14 protein-coding genes are annotated in these 15,903 nt (G+C 65.5%); 10 read left to right on the top strand and 4 right to left on the bottom strand.

The genetic code is table 11. The features are described 5' to 3' along the window. Positions 1 to 10 precede the first annotated feature (10 nt). Complete coding sequence (locus OIU93_RS00350; RefSeq protein WP_264268075.1) at positions 11 to 514, bottom strand: universal stress protein; 504 nt, start codon at positions 512 to 514, stop codon at positions 11 to 13. A gap of 286 nt (positions 515 to 800) precedes the next feature. Here OIU93_RS00350 and OIU93_RS00345 point away from each other — a divergent pair, with 286 nt between their 5' ends. From OIU93_RS00345 to OIU93_RS00325, 5 genes are all read left to right on the top strand, one after another. After that, positions 801 to 1,196 carry a hypothetical protein gene (locus OIU93_RS00345; RefSeq protein WP_264268074.1) on the top strand — a complete coding sequence of 132 codons (396 nt, stop codon included), beginning with the start codon at positions 801 to 803 and terminating at the stop codon, positions 1,194 to 1,196. A gap of 205 nt (positions 1,197 to 1,401) precedes the next feature. Further along, positions 1,402 to 1,692, top strand: a complete 291-nt coding sequence (locus tag OIU93_RS00340) for a YciI family protein (protein ID WP_264268073.1) — start codon at positions 1,402 to 1,404, stop codon at positions 1,690 to 1,692. Positions 1,693 to 1,857: 165 nt separating this feature from the next. After that, positions 1,858 to 3,003, top strand: coding sequence for a flavodoxin-dependent (E)-4-hydroxy-3-methylbut-2-enyl-diphosphate synthase (gene ispG, locus OIU93_RS00335; RefSeq protein WP_372342856.1), 1,146 nt, complete (start codon positions 1,858 to 1,860; stop codon positions 3,001 to 3,003). Continuing rightward, the gene (locus tag OIU93_RS00330) at positions 2,957 to 3,865 is read left to right on the top strand and encodes a DUF4081 domain-containing GNAT family N-acetyltransferase (protein WP_264268072.1); all 909 of its coding nucleotides are present in this window, start codon (positions 2,957 to 2,959) and stop codon (positions 3,863 to 3,865) included. The genes ispG and OIU93_RS00330 overlap by 47 nt, the downstream gene beginning before the upstream one ends. A gap of 75 nt (positions 3,866 to 3,940) precedes the next feature. After that, complete coding sequence (locus tag OIU93_RS00325; protein ID WP_264268071.1) at positions 3,941 to 4,753, top strand: hypothetical protein; 813 nt, start codon at positions 3,941 to 3,943, stop codon at positions 4,751 to 4,753. A gap of 67 nt (positions 4,754 to 4,820) precedes the next feature. Here the strand turns inward: OIU93_RS00325 and OIU93_RS00320 are convergent, their stop codons facing one another. Genes OIU93_RS00320 through OIU93_RS00310 form a run of 3 tightly spaced genes read right to left on the bottom strand, consistent with a single transcriptional unit; the run spans position 4,821 to position 7,818 of the window. Next, positions 4,821 to 5,675, bottom strand: coding sequence for an ABC transporter ATP-binding protein (locus OIU93_RS00320; RefSeq protein WP_264268070.1), 855 nt, complete (start codon positions 5,673 to 5,675; stop codon positions 4,821 to 4,823). After that, entirely contained in the window at positions 5,672 to 6,763 is a 1,092-nt protein-coding gene (locus tag OIU93_RS00315; RefSeq protein WP_264268069.1) for an iron chelate uptake ABC transporter family permease subunit, read from the bottom strand. Before OIU93_RS00315 ends, OIU93_RS00320 begins: the two co-directional genes overlap by 4 nt. Next, positions 6,760 to 7,818 carry an iron ABC transporter permease gene (locus OIU93_RS00310; protein WP_264268068.1) on the bottom strand — a complete coding sequence of 353 codons (1,059 nt, stop codon included), beginning with the start codon at positions 7,816 to 7,818 and terminating at the stop codon, positions 6,760 to 6,762. The genes OIU93_RS00315 and OIU93_RS00310 overlap by 4 nt, the downstream gene beginning before the upstream one ends. 136 nt (positions 7,819 to 7,954) lie before the next feature. Between OIU93_RS00310 and OIU93_RS00305 the strand changes: the two genes are divergently transcribed. From OIU93_RS00305 to OIU93_RS00285, 5 genes are all read left to right on the top strand, one after another. Continuing rightward, positions 7,955 to 8,965, top strand: coding sequence for an iron-siderophore ABC transporter substrate-binding protein (locus OIU93_RS00305; RefSeq protein ID WP_264268067.1), 1,011 nt, complete (start codon positions 7,955 to 7,957; stop codon positions 8,963 to 8,965). A 521-nt stretch (positions 8,966 to 9,486) separates the two neighbouring features. Continuing rightward, positions 9,487 to 11,283 carry a proline--tRNA ligase gene (locus tag OIU93_RS00300; protein ID WP_264268066.1) on the top strand — a complete coding sequence of 599 codons (1,797 nt, stop codon included), beginning with the start codon at positions 9,487 to 9,489 and terminating at the stop codon, positions 11,281 to 11,283. Between the two features lie 2 nt (positions 11,284 to 11,285). Next, positions 11,286 to 12,101, top strand: coding sequence for a TSUP family transporter (locus OIU93_RS00295; protein WP_264268065.1), 816 nt, complete (start codon positions 11,286 to 11,288; stop codon positions 12,099 to 12,101). Positions 12,102 to 12,841: 740 nt separating this feature from the next. Beyond that, the gene (locus tag OIU93_RS00290; RefSeq protein ID WP_264268064.1) at positions 12,842 to 14,176 is read left to right on the top strand and encodes an aspartate kinase; all 1,335 of its coding nucleotides are present in this window, start codon (positions 12,842 to 12,844) and stop codon (positions 14,174 to 14,176) included. Positions 14,177 to 14,484: 308 nt separating this feature from the next. Next, positions 14,485 to 15,870, top strand: coding sequence for a diaminobutyrate--2-oxoglutarate transaminase family protein (locus OIU93_RS00285; RefSeq protein WP_264268063.1), 1,386 nt, complete (start codon positions 14,485 to 14,487; stop codon positions 15,868 to 15,870). Positions 15,871 to 15,903 lie beyond the last annotated feature (33 nt).

The raw sequence follows: 15,903 nt of genomic DNA, 5'->3' as shown, positions 1-15,903 counted from the left end.
CATACACGGACTACACCCGGCGCCCTTTGGGCTTGGCCATGCTTGGCACCACCAGAACCGGCCGGTGCTGGTGCGCGGCGAGATGTGAAGCCGTGGCACCGTTGAGCAGTTGGGAAACATGCGCCCCAAACGTGGGCTTCCTGGTCCCCACAATGATCATTGAAGCGTCGGTTTCCGAGGCCAGGCGCGCCAATGCCTTCCAGATCTCGCCCGCCAGGATACGCAAGGTCCAGACGGTAGAACTTCCCTCCATCCTCGCTTCAACAACGGCAAGGATTTCCAGGGCATCCGCGGTCATGTCCTCATCGAGGTCGCGTGGATGCAACGAAAGATCCCTGATGTCTTCCTGGAGGTTCCACTCCGTCAGGTAACTGTTGGTCTCCACGTAAGCGAAGATCATGGCACGATCAAGCTGCTCGGCAAGCACCAACCCGTGTGAGATGACCTCGGGGTGCTGCCGGGGAATGACCCCCACGATCAAGGGGCCCCATGTCCCCCCGCCTTTCGGTGACATGACCACCCCTGAATCCTTCGCGAGACTCCGTGTCGTTCCGATTTCAGGATGACGGAAAGTCGCCCTCGACGGAAGTGCCCGCGTCTCCCGTGGATTTGGGTCCAGTCCAGGTGACCGGTACCCCGCTCCGCGCCTTAGGATTGCCGAGACGAGTGTTCACTGTCCGTCAAGTCCCACGAGGCCGACTCGGTGCACCCCGACGCTTATCACCACAGCCAGTCGTAGTGCTACAACGCAGCGGCAGCCGGCAACGATGACTGCACTTGGCAGCGGATAAGATTGGAGCATGACCGGACCCGCAGGTGCCTTGGGCCCCATGTTGGAAATGATGACGTGGGTGGGATTTGTCCCTGGGATTCCGCTGCTCATCGCGGGCTGGATCGTGGCAAGGCGCCGGTGCCAGTGGACCACGACCACTGCCGAGGTCTTCGAAGCCGGTGGATTTCAAGGCTTCCGCTGGTCAGATAGTGAAAACACGCCGCGCCTCGCCCTGCACGACCCCGCAGAAGTCCAAATCCTGGATGTGGGAACGCAAGTCGAACTCCATTACGATAAGTGCCATCCCGCCCGGTGGGGACTGGGGCCGCCCCCGCGTGACAACCACGCCTTGCTCATCGGCTGGATACTCACGGGGACCGGGATCCTGTGTACCGTGGCGGGATTCATGCTGATGATGTTCTGACCCCTGGAAGCTTTTCCCTGAGCCTGGGATCGATCACATTCATTACGGCCGTCACCGCAAGGCCGCACATCTCGCTCCTTGGCTGACCGGATGATTCCCTAAACGGCGCCTCTGAGGTCCCTCCCGGGACATGGCAGGGGCCCTCCGCGCGGCTTGACTGTGCCACGCAACCCATTTGGCTTTCGCAAGCATTAGGCTGTAGCTCATGAGTGTTTTTGCAGTCGAATATGTATACGCGGCCGGTTCCGATGCCATCCGTGATGAGCACCGCCCCGGGCACCGCGAGTTCCTGTCCGGATTGGCCGGCGAAATTGCGCTGGTCGCCTCCGGCCCCTACGTGGACGGATCCGGCGCCCTGTTGCTGTTGTCGGCGCCGAGCCAGGCGGCACTGGCCGAGACCCTGAAGGACGACCCGTTCGCGGTCAGCGGCTCCATTGCCGCCCTGCGGATCACCGAATGGAGCCCGGTCACGGGTGAGCTCAGTCACCACGCCTAGGTAGCAAACCCGCGTGATCACGGCACTTTGATGTCGCGGACGCGCGTCCGGCTTCGCCCTGCGAGATTACGGCCCCGCGGGCCGGGTTGCGGGGGGATAATGGAAAAAGCTTCCATTCTCTACACCTCGGAGGAAATCTTGACCTCGATCCCGGTCAGTCTCGGCATGCCATCGACGCCACCCCCGGTCCTCACGCCGCGGCGCAAGACCCGACAGATCAAGGTCGGTTCCGTCGGTGTGGGTTCCGACAGCCCCGTCAGCATCCAGTCGATGACGACGACGCCGACCACCGACATCAACGCCACGCTGCAGCAGATTGCCGAACTCACGGCCACCGGCTGCGACATCGTGCGTGTTGCGTGCCCGTCGGCCGACGACGCGCTGGCGCTGCCGATCATCGCAAAGAAGTCGCAGATCCCCGTGATCGCCGACATCCACTTCCAGCCGAAGTACGTCTTTGCCGCCATCGACGCCGGCTGCGCCGCCGTCCGCGTGAACCCGGGCAACATCCGCAAGTTCGACGACCAGGTCAAGCAGATTGCCGAGGCCGCCAAGGCCGCCGGCACCTCCATCCGCATCGGAGTCAACGCCGGTTCGCTGGACCCGCGCCTGATGGAGAAGTACGGCAAGGCGACCCCCGAGGCGCTGGTCGAATCCGCCGTCTGGGAAGCCTCGCTCTTCGAGGAACACGACTTCCACGACTTCAAGATCTCGGTCAAGCACAACGACCCGGTCGTCATGGTCCGTGCCTACGAGCTGTTGGCCGAACGCGGCGACTGGCCGTTGCACCTGGGCGTCACTGAGGCGGGACCCGCCTTCCAGGGCACCATCAAGTCAGCCACCGCCTTCGGCGCGCTGCTCTCCAAGGGCATCGGCGACACCATCCGCGTCTCGCTCTCGGCCCCGCCGGTCGAGGAGGTCAAGGTTGGAGCGCAGATCCTGCAATCCCTGAACCTGCGCCCGCGCAAGCTGGAAATCGTCTCCTGCCCGTCCTGTGGACGCGCCCAGGTCGACGTCTACACGCTGGCCGACCAGGTCACCGCCGGGCTGGAGGGACTTGAGGTCCCGCTGCGCGTGGCAGTCATGGGCTGTGTCGTCAACGGCCCGGGCGAGGCGCGCGAAGCCGACCTCGGTGTTGCCTCGGGCAACGGCAAGGGGCAGATCTTTGTGAAGGGCGAAGTCATCAAGACGGTGCCCGAAGACCAAATTGTTGAGACACTGATTGAAGAGGCGATGCGCATCGCCGAGGAAATGGGGAACGTGGATGGAGAAAATCCTGTCCAAGGTGGCCCCGTGGTTACCGTCAGCTAGACGCAACCCGGGCGCCGGAGAGTCGCTCTCCGCAAGTATCCGTGTCCTCGATGACGCCGATACCGCGGCTCTCCGCGCCCTCGTTTCCATCGATCCGGTCGCCAACATCTTCATGGATGCGCAGCTGGCCGTCACCGGATCCGCCAGGCCGGGTCTGGGCGGATCGCTCATCGTGGGCCGGTTCGACGGGGCGCTGCTGGTCTCGGCCTGCTGGATCGGTGCAAATATCGTGCCGATCAATGTCACCGCCGAGGACGCCGGGGAATTTGGGCACGTGGTGAAATCGCTGAACCGGAGTTTTGCTTCCTGCTTCGGCCCGGCCGATGCCGTCATGGGGATGTGGAAGGTCCTCGCCGAGGGTCCGCAGCAGGCCTTCAGCGTGCGGCCCAACCAGCCCTTCATGACGCTCTCCAAGGCCCCCGCCATCGAGCCGGAGCCCTCCCTGCGGGCCAGCCACGCGGGGGAGTACGACCTGGTGCTGCCGGCCTGCGCGCTGATGTTCGAGGAAGAGCTGGGTTACTCCCCGCTGGTCAATGGGGGGTCGTTCTACCGTTCGAGGGTCCGCTCGCTGATCCATTCGGGACATTCGCTGATCGCCCTGGACACTGAAGGCGCGATCCGGTTCAAGGCCGAACTGGGAACCGTCACCACCCGGGCCACACAGATCCAGGGGGTCTGGATGAACCCCGAGCACCGCGGCGGCGGGAAGGCTGCCGGCTACATGGCCGCAGTCGCCGACTACGCCCTGCGACTTGCCCCCACCACCAGCCTCTATGTCAACGACTACAACGCACCGGCCCTTGCGACCTATCGCAAAGTCGGTTTCGAAGAGGTCGGCGAGTTCGCCACCATCCTCTTCTGACCTTCCGGCGGGTGCCGGAACCATCCACCACGGCCATAGCGTGCCCCTTGAGGACCGCCGACCTGAAAGCTAGACGTGACGTCCCATATGCCAAGGACCAACGAAACCATTCGCAGGACCTCCACCGCACTGGCGGCAGCAGGCCTGTTGCTGGCCCTTGCCGGTTGCACCGATGCGCCGGTGCCGGGCCCCAGCGCATCATCGCCGACCGCCGTCGAGGTGCCCGTCACCGAGTCGGGCTCCGCCAGCCCGACCGCTGGTCCGTCGGGCAGGGCCGAACTGGGTTACCTGGATGCCGCTGCACTGAAAAGCGCTGTGCAGCAATGGGCGGCAGCGACCCCCGGAACAGTCGTCAATGACCAGGAAGCGCTGCGCAAGCAACTGCCGGAGGCGCAAAAGTGGCTTGAGGGTGTCACAGTGGTTCCTGCCGAGTGCGGACTCTACGGGGTGGGCAGCCTGACCGACCAGCTGGACCAGGCGGCCATGGCGGCAGCCGTCCTGCCGCAGAACGCCGGCGGCGACCTGACAATTGCCTCCTACCGCGACCGTGCCGGCCTGGTGGCCAACGTGGCGGCGCAGCAGCACCTGGACCAGTCCTGCAGCACCTACGCGGTCACCGCGGGCGGCCAAACGATCACCTCCAAGCTGACCCCGCTTGAGGTCACGAGTTCCGCTCCCTTCACCACTGCCACCATGTTGGAAAGCGTGAACGGGGATGCGAAGAACAAACAGGTGTCGGTCCGACTCATTGACGGCAGCCTGATGCTGACGGCTACCCGCGCCGTGAAGAGTACCCCCGAAGCAGCCACCGCGCAGGCGCTAAAGGATGCCGAGGGCCTGCTGGCGATCCTGCGCGCGGCACCGCCCGCGGCGACTCCCGCCCCGTAACCCGGCCGGGCGGCCCCAAGCCACGCACGGAGCCCCGGGCCGCAGCGGAAATGCCCGTGGGGTTTCGCTAGGCTTTCGCCGCGGCCTCCGCGGTCCGTTCCGTGGAGGAGGCCAGCGCTTCGGGCAGCGGCCCGTTGCCCAGCGGGATGACATGGGGGCGTCCGGCGACCGGGTCGGTGACGACGCGGGCGTTCAGCCCGAAGATTTCCCTCAACCCGCGCTCGGTGACGACCTCGGAGGGGGAACCCGCCGAATGGATCCGGCCCTGGCGCATCGCGACCATGTGGTCCGAGTAGCGGGCGGCCAGTGAGATGTCGTGCAGCACCATGACGATCGTGCGCCCGTGCTCGGCGTTCAGCCGCTGCACCAGTTCCAGGAGCTCGACCTGGTGGGCCAGGTCCAGGAAGCTGGTGGGCTCGTCGAGCAGCACGATGTCTGTTTCCTGGGCCAGCACCATCGAGATCCAGGCGCGCTGGCGCTGTCCGCCTGAGAGCTCGTCCATCGGCACGTCGGCCAGCGCGGCGATGCCGGTGGCTTCCAGCGCCTCGGCGACCACGCGCTCGTCGCCGACGGAGAACTGCTGATACCAGCGTTGGCGCGGATTGCGCCCGCGCGAGACCAGGTCCGCCACGGTCAGTCCGGCCGGGGCCGTGGGGTTCTGCGGCAGCATGCCCAGCCGGGTGGCCACCGAGCGGGTCGGCTGGCGGTGCAGCGGCTCCCCGTCCAGCAGCACGCGCCCGGAGCGCGGCACCATCAGCCGGGCCATGGCGCGCAACAGGGTGGACTTGCCGCAGCCGTTGGGGCCGATGATCGAGGTCACCGCGCCGTCGGGCACGGCCAGGCTGAGCTGGTGCACGATGTCGTCCCCGTCGTAGCCCAGGGTGACCTCTTCCACGCAGAGGCGGGATGCGGCCGGGATCATGAGGTTCTCCGTTGGTGTTTGAGGATCAGGTACATCAGGAACGGCGCGCCGAGCACCGCTGTGGCCACGCCCACCGGCAGCGGGATGGCCAGCAGGTTCGCCGCCGCCACGTCGGAGAGCAGCACGAAGAGCGCCCCGACCAGGGCGCTGGCGCCCACCGGGGGCAGCGCCGCGCCGCAGAGCAGCCGCGCGATTTGCGGGGCGGCGAGGGCCACGAAGGCGATCGGCCCGCCCACCACGGTGGCGACCGCGGCCAGCAGCACCGCCAGCAGCAGTGCCACGGTGCGCACCGTCCCGATCCGCGAGCCCAGGGCGAGCGCGACGTCGTCGCCCAGGCTGGACAGGGCCAGCCAGCGGCCCATGCCCAGCGCCGCGAGCAGCAGCACCGCCGCGGCCACGGCCAGCGGTGCCACCAGCGTCCATTCCTTGCCGTTGAGCGAGCCCATCATCCAGGTCAGGGCCAGCCCCGCGCTGGTGACATCGCCCAGGGTCAGCATCCAGGTGGTCAGGCTGGCGGCCAGGCCGGAGACGCCCAGCCCGACCAGGATGAGGCGCTGGCTGTCGATGCCGCGGCGGTAGGCCAGCAGGTACACCGCGCCTCCGGCCAGCAGCCCGGCCGCGAAGGCCGCCGCGGGCATGCCCAGCATCGCTGCGGCGCCGCTGAGCCCGGCATGCCCGCCGCCGGCCAGCACCAGCACGCCCACCGCTCCCACCGCGGCGCCGGAGGTCACCCCGAGCACGTCGGGGCTGGCCAGCGGGTTGCGGGCCACGGTCTGGGTCAGCGCCCCGGCCGCGGCCAGGGCGGCGCCCACCAGCACGGCCGCTGCCATGCGCGGGGCGCGGAACTCGGTGGCGGCCAGGTGCACCAGGGGATTGGAGTCATCGCCCAGCAGGGCGCGCACCACCTCGCCGAAGGCCAGCGGGGTGCCGCCGAAGGCGATGTGCAGGGCCGCGCCGGCCAGCACCAGCGGCAGCAGCAACGCCGTCACGGCCAGCGTGCGCGGGTCGGTGCGCAGCGACACCGGCCCCAGGCGCAGCGCCCGCACCGAGGCAAAGCGCGTGCCGGTCCCCGACGTCCCGGCGCTCACAGGGCCACCAGCCTCTTGCGCCGGGCCAGGCGCACGAAGAGCGGCGCGCCGATCACGGCCAGTACGACGCCGACGGACAGCTCGCCGGGCCGCGCCACGACCCGTCCGGCGGTGTCGGCCAGCAGCACCAGGGTGGCGCCGGCCAGCAGCGAGAAGGGCATCAGCCAGCGGTGGTCCCCGCCCATGGCGGCGCGCGCCAGGTGCGGGATGACCAGGCCGGCAAAGGCGATCGGTCCGGCCAGGGTCACCGCCGAGCCGGAGAGCAGCGCGATCGCGGCAATCCCGACGATGCGCGAGCGCAACACGCCGGTGCCCAGCGCGGTGGCCGTGTCCTCGCCCAGGGCCAGGGTGTTCAGCGCGCCGAGGTTTGCCAGCGCCAGCAGCAGGCCGGCGAGGATGAAGGGGGCCACCAGGTCCAGGCCGCCGTCCCGCCCGGCCAGCGAGCCGATCTGCCAGAAGCGCAGCGTGTCCAGCGCCTCCTCGTTGAGCAGCACCAGCCCGGACACCAGGCCGTGGCACAGGGCCGTCACCGCCGCCCCGGCCAGCACCAGGGTGATGGGGGTGGCCCCGTGCCGACTGGCGGACCCGAGCAGGAAGACCAGGATGCTGGCCGCCAGGGCGCCGGTGAAGGCGAGAGTGGCCTCGACCCCGGCGGTCTGCTGGCCCCAGAAGGTGGTGGCCGCAACGATCGCCAGCGCCGCGCCCTGGTTGATGCCCAGCAGCCCCGGATCGGCGATCGGGTTGCGCGTGTGTCCCTGGACCAGCGTGCCGGCCAGCCCGAGGCAGGCGCCCACCACGATCCCGGTCAGCGTGCGCGGCCAGCGCAGTTCGCGAATTGTTACGTCCATGACGGTGCCGGACGGGGTGGCCACGGCGTGCCAGGCCTCGGCCAGCGAGGAGGGCTGGCCGCCGATGCAGATGCTGGCGAGCACAGCCAGCAGCAGCGCCGCCGCGGCCAGCCCCAGGCGGCGCAGGCGGCGGGCCCGCCCGACGGGACGGCCGCCGGTGCGCGGATCCGCAGCGGGCGCCTGCGCGGCGGTGGCGAGGACGGGCACGAGGACTCCCTTTTTGATTACGAAACAATTTCGTGCCCTATGTATCGGCACTGTGCTAGTGTACTGCCTTGGCAAGGCAACCCTAACTTTTTGTGCCGCTGCCGCGTAACTTCCCACTCGCTGAAAGTACCCGCCCATGAAAAAGTCGACCGTTCGCCGCGTGGCCGCCGCCCTTGCCGGCATTGCCCTGCTCGCCACCTCCGCCTGCGCCGCCCCCGCGACCGAAGCCCCCGCGGCGTCCCCGGCCGCCAACGCCGCCGGCTACCCCCTGACCATGGACCACATCATGGGGTCGACCACCCTGGAGACGCAGCCCAAGCGCGTCGTCGCCCTGGACCCGAGCTACATCGACGCGGCCCTGCTGCTCGACGCCGACCTGGTCGGCTATGTCCAGTACCGCCAGGACCCGAAGGACCCCTTCGCCCCCTACCTGGGCGACGTGAAGGAGGCGACCGCCGAGTCCGTCAACGTGGGCACGCTCGCCGAGCCGAACCTCGAGAAGATCCTTGAACTGCAGCCGGACCTGATCGTCTCGGCCAAGGTGCGCCACGAGGCGCTGTACCCGCAGCTCTCCAAGATCGCGCCGACCATCTTCTCCGACAGCACCGGCCCGACCTGGAAGGAAAACGTCGTCTTCCTCGGCGAGGCCCTGGGGGAGAAGACCAAGGCCGAGACCCTGGTGAAGGAATACGAGGACCGCGCCGCCTCCGTCGGCAAGTCCATTCTGGCCAAGGACCCGAAGCTGACCTACTCGCTGATCCGCTTCTCCGGCGGCGACACCGCCCGGCTCTACGCGACCGACTCGTTCATCGGCGAAATCATGGCCGACATGGCGATCCCGCGCCCCGCAGGCGGACTTGACTCCACGGACTCGATCTTTGCCCCGCTGGGTGCGGAGCAGATCCTGGAGGGTGACGCCCGCCTGATCATGGTCAGCGCCTGGACCCCGCCGGGCGCCGAAGGCGACGCCTCGCGCGCCCAGAAGGCCGAATACGAGTCCAACCCGCTCTGGAACCGCCTCGAGGGCGACAAGCTTCCGGTCGACGACTCCACCTTCCTGGCCTCGGTCAGCATCCAGGGCGCCCACGCGGTGATCACCGAACTGGCGAACCACTACGGCGTGGACCCGCAGCTGCCCAAGCAGTAACACCCCGCATGCTCCACCGGCACGGCCGGGCCTCCCGTCACGGGCGGCCCGGCCGTGCCGTGTTTCGGGGCCGCCGGATTCCGTGCGGATTCTTCCTCCCGCGGCTGACTTCAAGGGGTGGGCCATGTTGCCCATGGCCTACCGGCGCCGAGTGCGCTGCAAGTAACTGGCCGACGGAGGTGTCGCCACCGCTCCGTGCAGGCAGTATTCATGAAGTGGGGCCAGAAACGCCGGGCCGGGTCCAACAGCGGCAATTTATCCCGCGTCATACGATCAGTTCGCAAGGGGCCTCGGGCACGCCTTGGTCATTGCCGTTCGGCCACAGCCATGTTGCCCTCGATGCCAAGGGGCACCGGGTCGGCAAAGTAGGATGGGACAAGTGCCTTGCGGCGCCGTGCCCCGACGCGGAACCCCGTGCACGGAAGCGGTTGCCCGCCCGGGGCGAAAGCCGCGGCACCAAAGATTTGCACCCCACCACTATGTTGTGGCCTGGAATATGGCCGCGGAAATGGAAAGTTAGCGTGGTCCTAAAGCTCTCCACCCTGTTCCTGCGCACGCTGCGCGAAGATCCGGTCGATGCCGAGGTCGCCAGCCACAAGCTGCTGGTTCGCGCCGGGTACATCCGCCGCGCGGCACCGGGGATCTACACCTGGCTGCCGCTGGGCCTGCGCGTCCTGGGCAAGGTGGAAGCCATCATCCGTGAGGAGATGAACGCCATTGGCGCCCAGGAAGTCCACTTCCCGGCGCTGCTGCCGCGCGAACCCTATGAGACGACTGGCCGCTGGACCGAGTACGGCGACGGACTCTTCCGCCTCAAGGACCGCAAGGGCGCCGACTACCTGCTGGCCCCCACCCATGAGGAGATGTTCACCCTCCTGGTCAAGGACCTGTACAACTCCTACAAGGACCTGCCGGCCTACCTCTACCAGATCCAGAACAAGTACCGCGACGAGGCACGTCCCCGCGCGGGCCTGCTGCGCGGGCGCGAATTCATCATGAAGGACTCCTACTCCTTCAACATCGACGACGAGGGCCTGGAAGAGGCCTACCAGGCCCACCGCGCCGCGTACCTGAAGATCTTCGGCCGCCTGGGCCTGGAGATCCTTCCGGTCTTCGCCACGGCCGGCGCCATGGGCGGATCGAAGTCCGAGGAATTCCTGCACCCGACTCCTGTCGGCGAGGACACCTTCGTCCGCTCTCCCGGAGGCTACTACGCCAACGTCGAGGCGGTGACCACCGTGGTGCCCGAGGACATCGACTTCACCGATGCCCCGGCCTTCGAGGTCCTGGACACCCCGAACACCCCGACCATCGATACCCTGGTGGCCTGCGCCAACGAGATCGCCCCGCGCGCCGGCGCCTGGAGCGCCATTGACACCCTGAAGAACGTCGTGCTGGCCGCCACGCTGCCCACCGGCGAACGCCAACTGGTGGCCATCGGCCTGCCCGGGGACCGCAACGTGGACCTTAAGCGCGTCGAGGCAAACATCTCCGCGCACCTGGAAACCGGCGGCGAGGTCGGCCTCGAGGCCGCGACCGAGGATGACCTGAAGAAGCACCCGACGCTCATCAAGGGCTACATCGGCCCGGCGCTGGGCACTGATGCGGCGGTCCTGGGCCTGGAAGGCGCTTCCAAGATCCTGTACCTGGTTGACCCGCGCGTGGTTGCCGGCACCAGCTGGGTCACCGGCGCCAACGAGGCCGGCAAGCACGTCTTCGGCCTGGTCGCCGGACGCGACTTCACCTGGGACGGCACCATCGAGTGCGTCGAGGTGCTCGCCGGGGACCCGGCCCCGGACGGATCCGGCCCGCTGGAAACCGCCCGCGGCATCGAAATGGGACACATCTTCCAGCTCGGCCGCAAGTACGCCGAGGCCCTGGACCTGAAGGTGCTGGACCAGAACGGCAAGCTCAAGGTCGTCACCATGGGCTCCTACGGCGTGGGTGTCACCCGTGCCGTCGCCGCCCTGGCCGAGTCCAACCACGATGAGAACGGCTTGGTCTGGCCCCGCAACGTGGCCCCGGCCGACGTGCACCTGGTGGTCACCGGCAAGCAGGCAGAACTCTTCGAGGCGGCACAGAAGATCGCCGACGAGCTGCACGCAGCCGGTGTCGAGGTCATCTACGATGACCGTCCCAAGGTCTCGGCAGGCGTGAAGTTCTCCGACGCGGAGCTCATCGGCGTGCCCACGATCGTGGTCATCGGCCGCGGCCTGGCCGACGGAGTGGTCGAGGTCAAGGACCGCGCCACCGGGGAACGCACCGACGTCTCCGTCGACGAGGTTGTCGCGCAGCTGATCGCCCTCGCCAAGGGCTAGGGATGATCGAGGCGGCGACCCTGCTTGATGGTTCCGGGCTGCAGGGAATGGAGCCCGGAACCATCGCCTTGATCGTGCTCGCAGGATTCGCCGCGGGCTGGGTCGATGCGGTGGTCGGCGGCGGGGGACTGCTCCAGCTCCCCGCCCTGCTGTTGGTCCCGGGGATCTCCCCGGTGCAGGCGCTTGCCACCAACAAGCTGGGATCCGTCTTCGGCACCACCACCAGTGCGGTGACCTATTACCGCCGTGCCCATCCGGATCTGAAGACCGCGATCCCAATGGCCACGGTGGCGCTGGCGGGCTCCTTCGGCGGGGCGATCCTGGCCACGCTGCTGCCCGAAGAAGTCATCAAACCCGTCATCATTGCCGCACTCATCGCGGTTGGCCTGTTCACGCTCTTCAAACCAACGGCAGGGGAACTGACCAACCTGCGCCACACCGGGTCCCGCCACCACGCGGTGGCGGCGGTGATCGGGCTGGTCATCGGCGGCTACGACGGGCTGATCGGCCCGGGCACCGGCTCGTTCCTGATCATCGCGATGGTCGCCTTCATGGGCTACAACTTCCTTGCAGCCAGTGCCAAGGCCAAGATCGTGAACATGGCGACCAATCTGGGCGCACTGGCGTTCTTCCTGCCTTCCGGGCACCTGTTGTGGGGGATCGGCCTGGTGCTGGGGGCGGCGAACATGGTTGGCGGCTACCTCGGCGCGCGCATGGCTGTGTCCAAGGGCAGCAAGTTCATCCGCATTGTCTTCCTTGCCGTGGTGGGCGCGCTGATCCTCAAGCTGGGCTACGACGTGTTGTTTCCAGCCGTTTAGAAGGGTCCCCGTTTTGCCCCGGACAGCCACTTTCGCGGGCGATGGTGTCTGTAATGCGCTGTGCGCCTTACAGACACCACGTCTTTCCGGGGCTCAGACCAGGCATCGGCGAGCTCCACATGTGCGCCATGCTCCGGGCCGCCGCGGTGGGTCAATCCCTCTCTTCAGGTTGCCCTCGGGTCAGAGCGCTAAAGGCCAGTTTTGCTGACCCCGTGCGCCGTCCATTTCCGTGAGTAGCCCTCGAAAATCAGCTGATCAATCAGCCCTCGGAGGGAGACCTGTGTCGGTAATGTCCTGGATTTCCAACGGGTGCGGCGCCCATAGAGGCAGAGCCTGCCCATGGCGATGGGCCTCCGATCGCGCCTGGTCATCGACGGCGCCATTGCCTGACGGGTTTTCCGATTCCGCTCCCAACCGGGAGCAACGATACGCACATCGCCAATATTTACGCGCGGAAGATTCGTCTGCTGCGATGTTCCCTTTCTTGCGGAGATTTCTTTCGCGCGACTTGCCATTGCCTTGCATCTCCCCGTACGCGGTGTAAGACTGACCCAATGATGCGACTCCATATGGAGAAGTCGCGGTCGGTTCCGGGGGGACTACCGGCCAGTGATACCGTATTCGCTTGAATTGAATGAATCGTCTCATTCGGCTGGGGAGCCGAATCACGGCCATGACTTGTCATTTGCAAGAATCTTGGGGCCGGGAAAAACTAGTAATTCTAGTGACAGGAAATTCCCATGCAATCGGACACTTGGCCTGCTTGGAGGCTTCGTGAAAGCCTGATCATCCAAAAATACAGTAGTTCCTCTGTAGCAGACCACAGAGGAATTCAGCGGGTTGCGCGAAGGATCGTGGATACGCAACGCGCGGGATTTTCGGTGGTGGTGGTGCTACCCGAGATGGAAAGTGCCACGAATGAATTAGCGACCCATCCAGCTGGACTCGCCCCGTCGGGTGAATCAGGTGGGTTGGACCTTGCGGTGGGTCGGCGTAAGCAGATCTTCGAGCCTTCGCTGGAAATGGCCATTTCCAAGCTTGGTGCAGCCTCCCATGTGTTTACGGGCGGAGAAGCAGGGCTGATCACGGATGGCATCCACGGCAAAGCACACATAGTTGGCGTGGATCCACTGGCCGTGGCGGCTTCCCTTGCTCGCAGGGAGATCCCCATCGTGGCCGGCTTCCAGGGAACAAACCGTGAGGCCAATATGGTCACGACCATGGGACGAGATGGATCGGACCTGATGGCGGTTGCTCTCGCCGCCTCCTTGAATGCATTGGTTTGTGAAATCTATTCCGACTTTGACGGCCTGTACACGGCAGATCCACGCATCGTTCCGGCAGCTCGCAAGGTCCAAACGATTACAAGCGTGCAAATGATGGAACTGGCCGCTGCAGGAGCCAAGGTTCTGCCGCGGCGGTGCATTGAATATGCGCGCCGCCTTGGAGTAACGATCCATGTGCGTTCACCGTTTAATCCGGATGAGGGGACGATGGTCGTTTCCGGGCTCGAAGACGAGCCCGGCGCCGAGCATTCGGCGACCTTGGAAGAACCGCTGATCATGGGCGTCATCCAAGACCGGACCCAGATCCAAGTCACCGTGGCCGGTGTCCCCATGGGGCCAGGCCCGGCGCAGCTGTTCGGTGTCACCGCGGCTTTAGGTGTTTGCCCAGAAATGATCACCCATAAAAATGACGTGGCGGACGGGTCTACGGACATTTCATTCATCTTGCCTGCCGACCAAATCCCCCCTGTGGTGGCTGATGTCTCGAAGGCTCAGGAGACCATTGGCTTCCAGTGGTTGAAATGCGAAGAAGTGGGCAAACTTTCGCTGTCGGGTTTCGGCATGCGTCTGGAGCCCGATGTGCTCTGCCGGTTCTTGGGTGTGCTTTCCGATGCCGGCATCAAGATTCGGCTATTTTCCGACTCTTCGGTTTGCCTATCCGCCGTAACGGACCTAGAGATGCTGGGGCTTGGGGTCCGGGCAATGCGCGAAACGTTCAACTTATCCGACGACTTGGGGAAAGGGTATAAGGAAAAACATATGAATCAATCCGTTAATCACAAAGGCTAGGAATCTTGATTACGATCAAGAAATAGCCGATTAATTCCAGCTTGGGCAGACAGTCTATGTGAAGTAGCGATGGAATCAGGGGACTTGGGACTTGGGGCATTTTGATCGGCCGAGGGTACATCTGTGCAATTTACGAGCCCACCGGAGACGTCGGCCTGCAGGGGCATCCGTGCTAATGCCGTCGATTGCTTGGGAAAGTGCCGGATTTTGGCCAACATCGGCGATATTTTTCGGTTCCGAATCTCCTCTAAACAATTTCCTCGATTCCAGATTGCCTGCCTCTATTTCTTTGCTGAATGGAGATTTCAATGACAAATAAAACAGAACTCGCGGACTGGACGGGTCCGCTCGTGTCGGGCCCGATACCGGGGCCACAGTCCGCCGCCTTCTTGGCGCGACAAGAAGCCCGGGAATCCAACGCCCGGACTTACCCACGCCATTTGCCGATTGCGATCGCCGAAGCCGCAGGGAGTTTCGTTCGGGATGTTGACGGAAATGTGTTCATAGACTTCCTCAACGGGGCAGGGGTGCTCCCGTTCGGGCACAACCATCCGGAATTGGTACGTGTTGCCGCCGACCAAATGCTGGTTGAAACCCACGGCCTGGATTTCCCGACGCCGGTAAAGGACGCCTTCATCGATACCCAGCTCTCGATGCTTCCCGTGGATATGCAGGACCGGATGAAGATCCACTTCTGCGGACCCACCGGCGCCAATGCCGTAGAGGCTGCGATAAAGCTGTGCAAGACGGCTACCGGTCGCGGAGAGATCATCAGCTTTCAGGGAGGATTCCATGGGAGCACTGCCGCGGCAATGGCCCTCACCGGACTGGTCGCACCAAAAAGTCACGTGCAAAATGGCATGCCAGGGGTCCACTTCTTTCCCTATTCATACTGTTCGCAATGCCCTCTCGGCATGAGCCCCGCCACCTGTTCCACGAACTGCGCGACTTTCCTGGAGCATTCGCTGAAGGACGATCTCAGCGGAATTCCGCTGCCCGCCGCCGTAATTCTTGAGCTCGTTCAAGGCGAGGGCGGATCAATTCCCGCCACAATCGAGTTCGCCCAGCGAGTGCGTGCAGTGACCCGAGAACTGGGGATCCCGCTGATCGTCGACGAAGTGCAAACGGGCTGCGGACGTACCGGTACCTGGTTCTCGTTTGAGCAGTACGGAATCGAACCAGATGTCATCGTTGCCTCGAAGGCACTCAGCGGCATGGGTCTGCCCATCGCGCTGATCATGTACGACAAGGCGATGGATGTCTGGGAGCCCGGCGCACACATCGGTACCTTCCGTGGCAACCAGCTCGCCTTCGCCACCGGTGTCGAAGCAGTGAAAATATTCCAACGCGACGACATCCTGGGCAACGTCCGGCGCCGCAGCGAACAATGCTTTGGCCTGCTGGAGCCGCTGAAGCGGCATCCGTGGGTTCGGGAAATCCGCGGGAAGGGATTGCTTGTGGGCGTCGAGCTCATGGATCCACGAACCGGAATGCCAGCGGGAGATCTAGCCGCCGAAGTGCAGAGCGAGGCCTTGAACCGGGGGCTGATCCTGGAACTCGGCGGCCGCGACAGCAGCGTCGTGCGCCTGCTGCCTCTGCTCAATATCACCGCGGAAGTCATGGAGACCGCTTGTTACATCCTGGTCGATTGCATCGATCGGTTGGCATCGATGCTCGATGTGCCCGCACCGTAATCACCCGGCTCGATTGGTTGGAACACACATGAC

This window comes from Paeniglutamicibacter sp. ZC-3 (assembly GCF_025847175.2).
GTDB classification, from domain to species: Bacteria; Actinomycetota; Actinomycetes; order Actinomycetales; family Micrococcaceae; genus Paeniglutamicibacter; species Paeniglutamicibacter sulfureus.
The sequence above is the reverse complement of the archived record's forward strand: the minus strand, read 5'-3'. Positions and strand labels throughout refer to the sequence as shown.

Bases quoted from the DNA above. Each gene is read 5' to 3' on its own strand.
- OIU93_RS00350 (WP_264268075.1), bottom strand. From the start codon at position 514: ATGTCACCGAAAGGCGGGGGGACATGGGGCCCCTTGATCGTGGGGGTC.
- OIU93_RS00345 (WP_264268074.1), top strand. From the start codon at position 801: ATGACCGGACCCGCAGGTGCCTTGGGCCCCATGTTGGAAATGATGACG.
- OIU93_RS00340 (WP_264268073.1), top strand. From the start codon at position 1,402: ATGAGTGTTTTTGCAGTCGAATATGTATACGCGGCCGGTTCCGATGCC.
- ispG (WP_372342856.1), top strand. From the start codon at position 1,858: ATGCCATCGACGCCACCCCCGGTCCTCACGCCGCGGCGCAAGACCCGA.
- OIU93_RS00330 (WP_264268072.1), top strand. From the start codon at position 2,957: ATGGAGAAAATCCTGTCCAAGGTGGCCCCGTGGTTACCGTCAGCTAGA.
- OIU93_RS00320 (WP_264268070.1), bottom strand. From the start codon at position 5,675: ATGATCCCGGCCGCATCCCGCCTCTGCGTGGAAGAGGTCACCCTGGGC.
- OIU93_RS00305 (WP_264268067.1), top strand. From the start codon at position 7,955: ATGAAAAAGTCGACCGTTCGCCGCGTGGCCGCCGCCCTTGCCGGCATT.
- OIU93_RS00295 (WP_264268065.1), top strand. From the start codon at position 11,286: ATGATCGAGGCGGCGACCCTGCTTGATGGTTCCGGGCTGCAGGGAATG.
- OIU93_RS00290 (WP_264268064.1), top strand. From the start codon at position 12,842: ATGCAATCGGACACTTGGCCTGCTTGGAGGCTTCGTGAAAGCCTGATC.
- OIU93_RS00285 (WP_264268063.1), top strand. From the start codon at position 14,485: ATGACAAATAAAACAGAACTCGCGGACTGGACGGGTCCGCTCGTGTCG.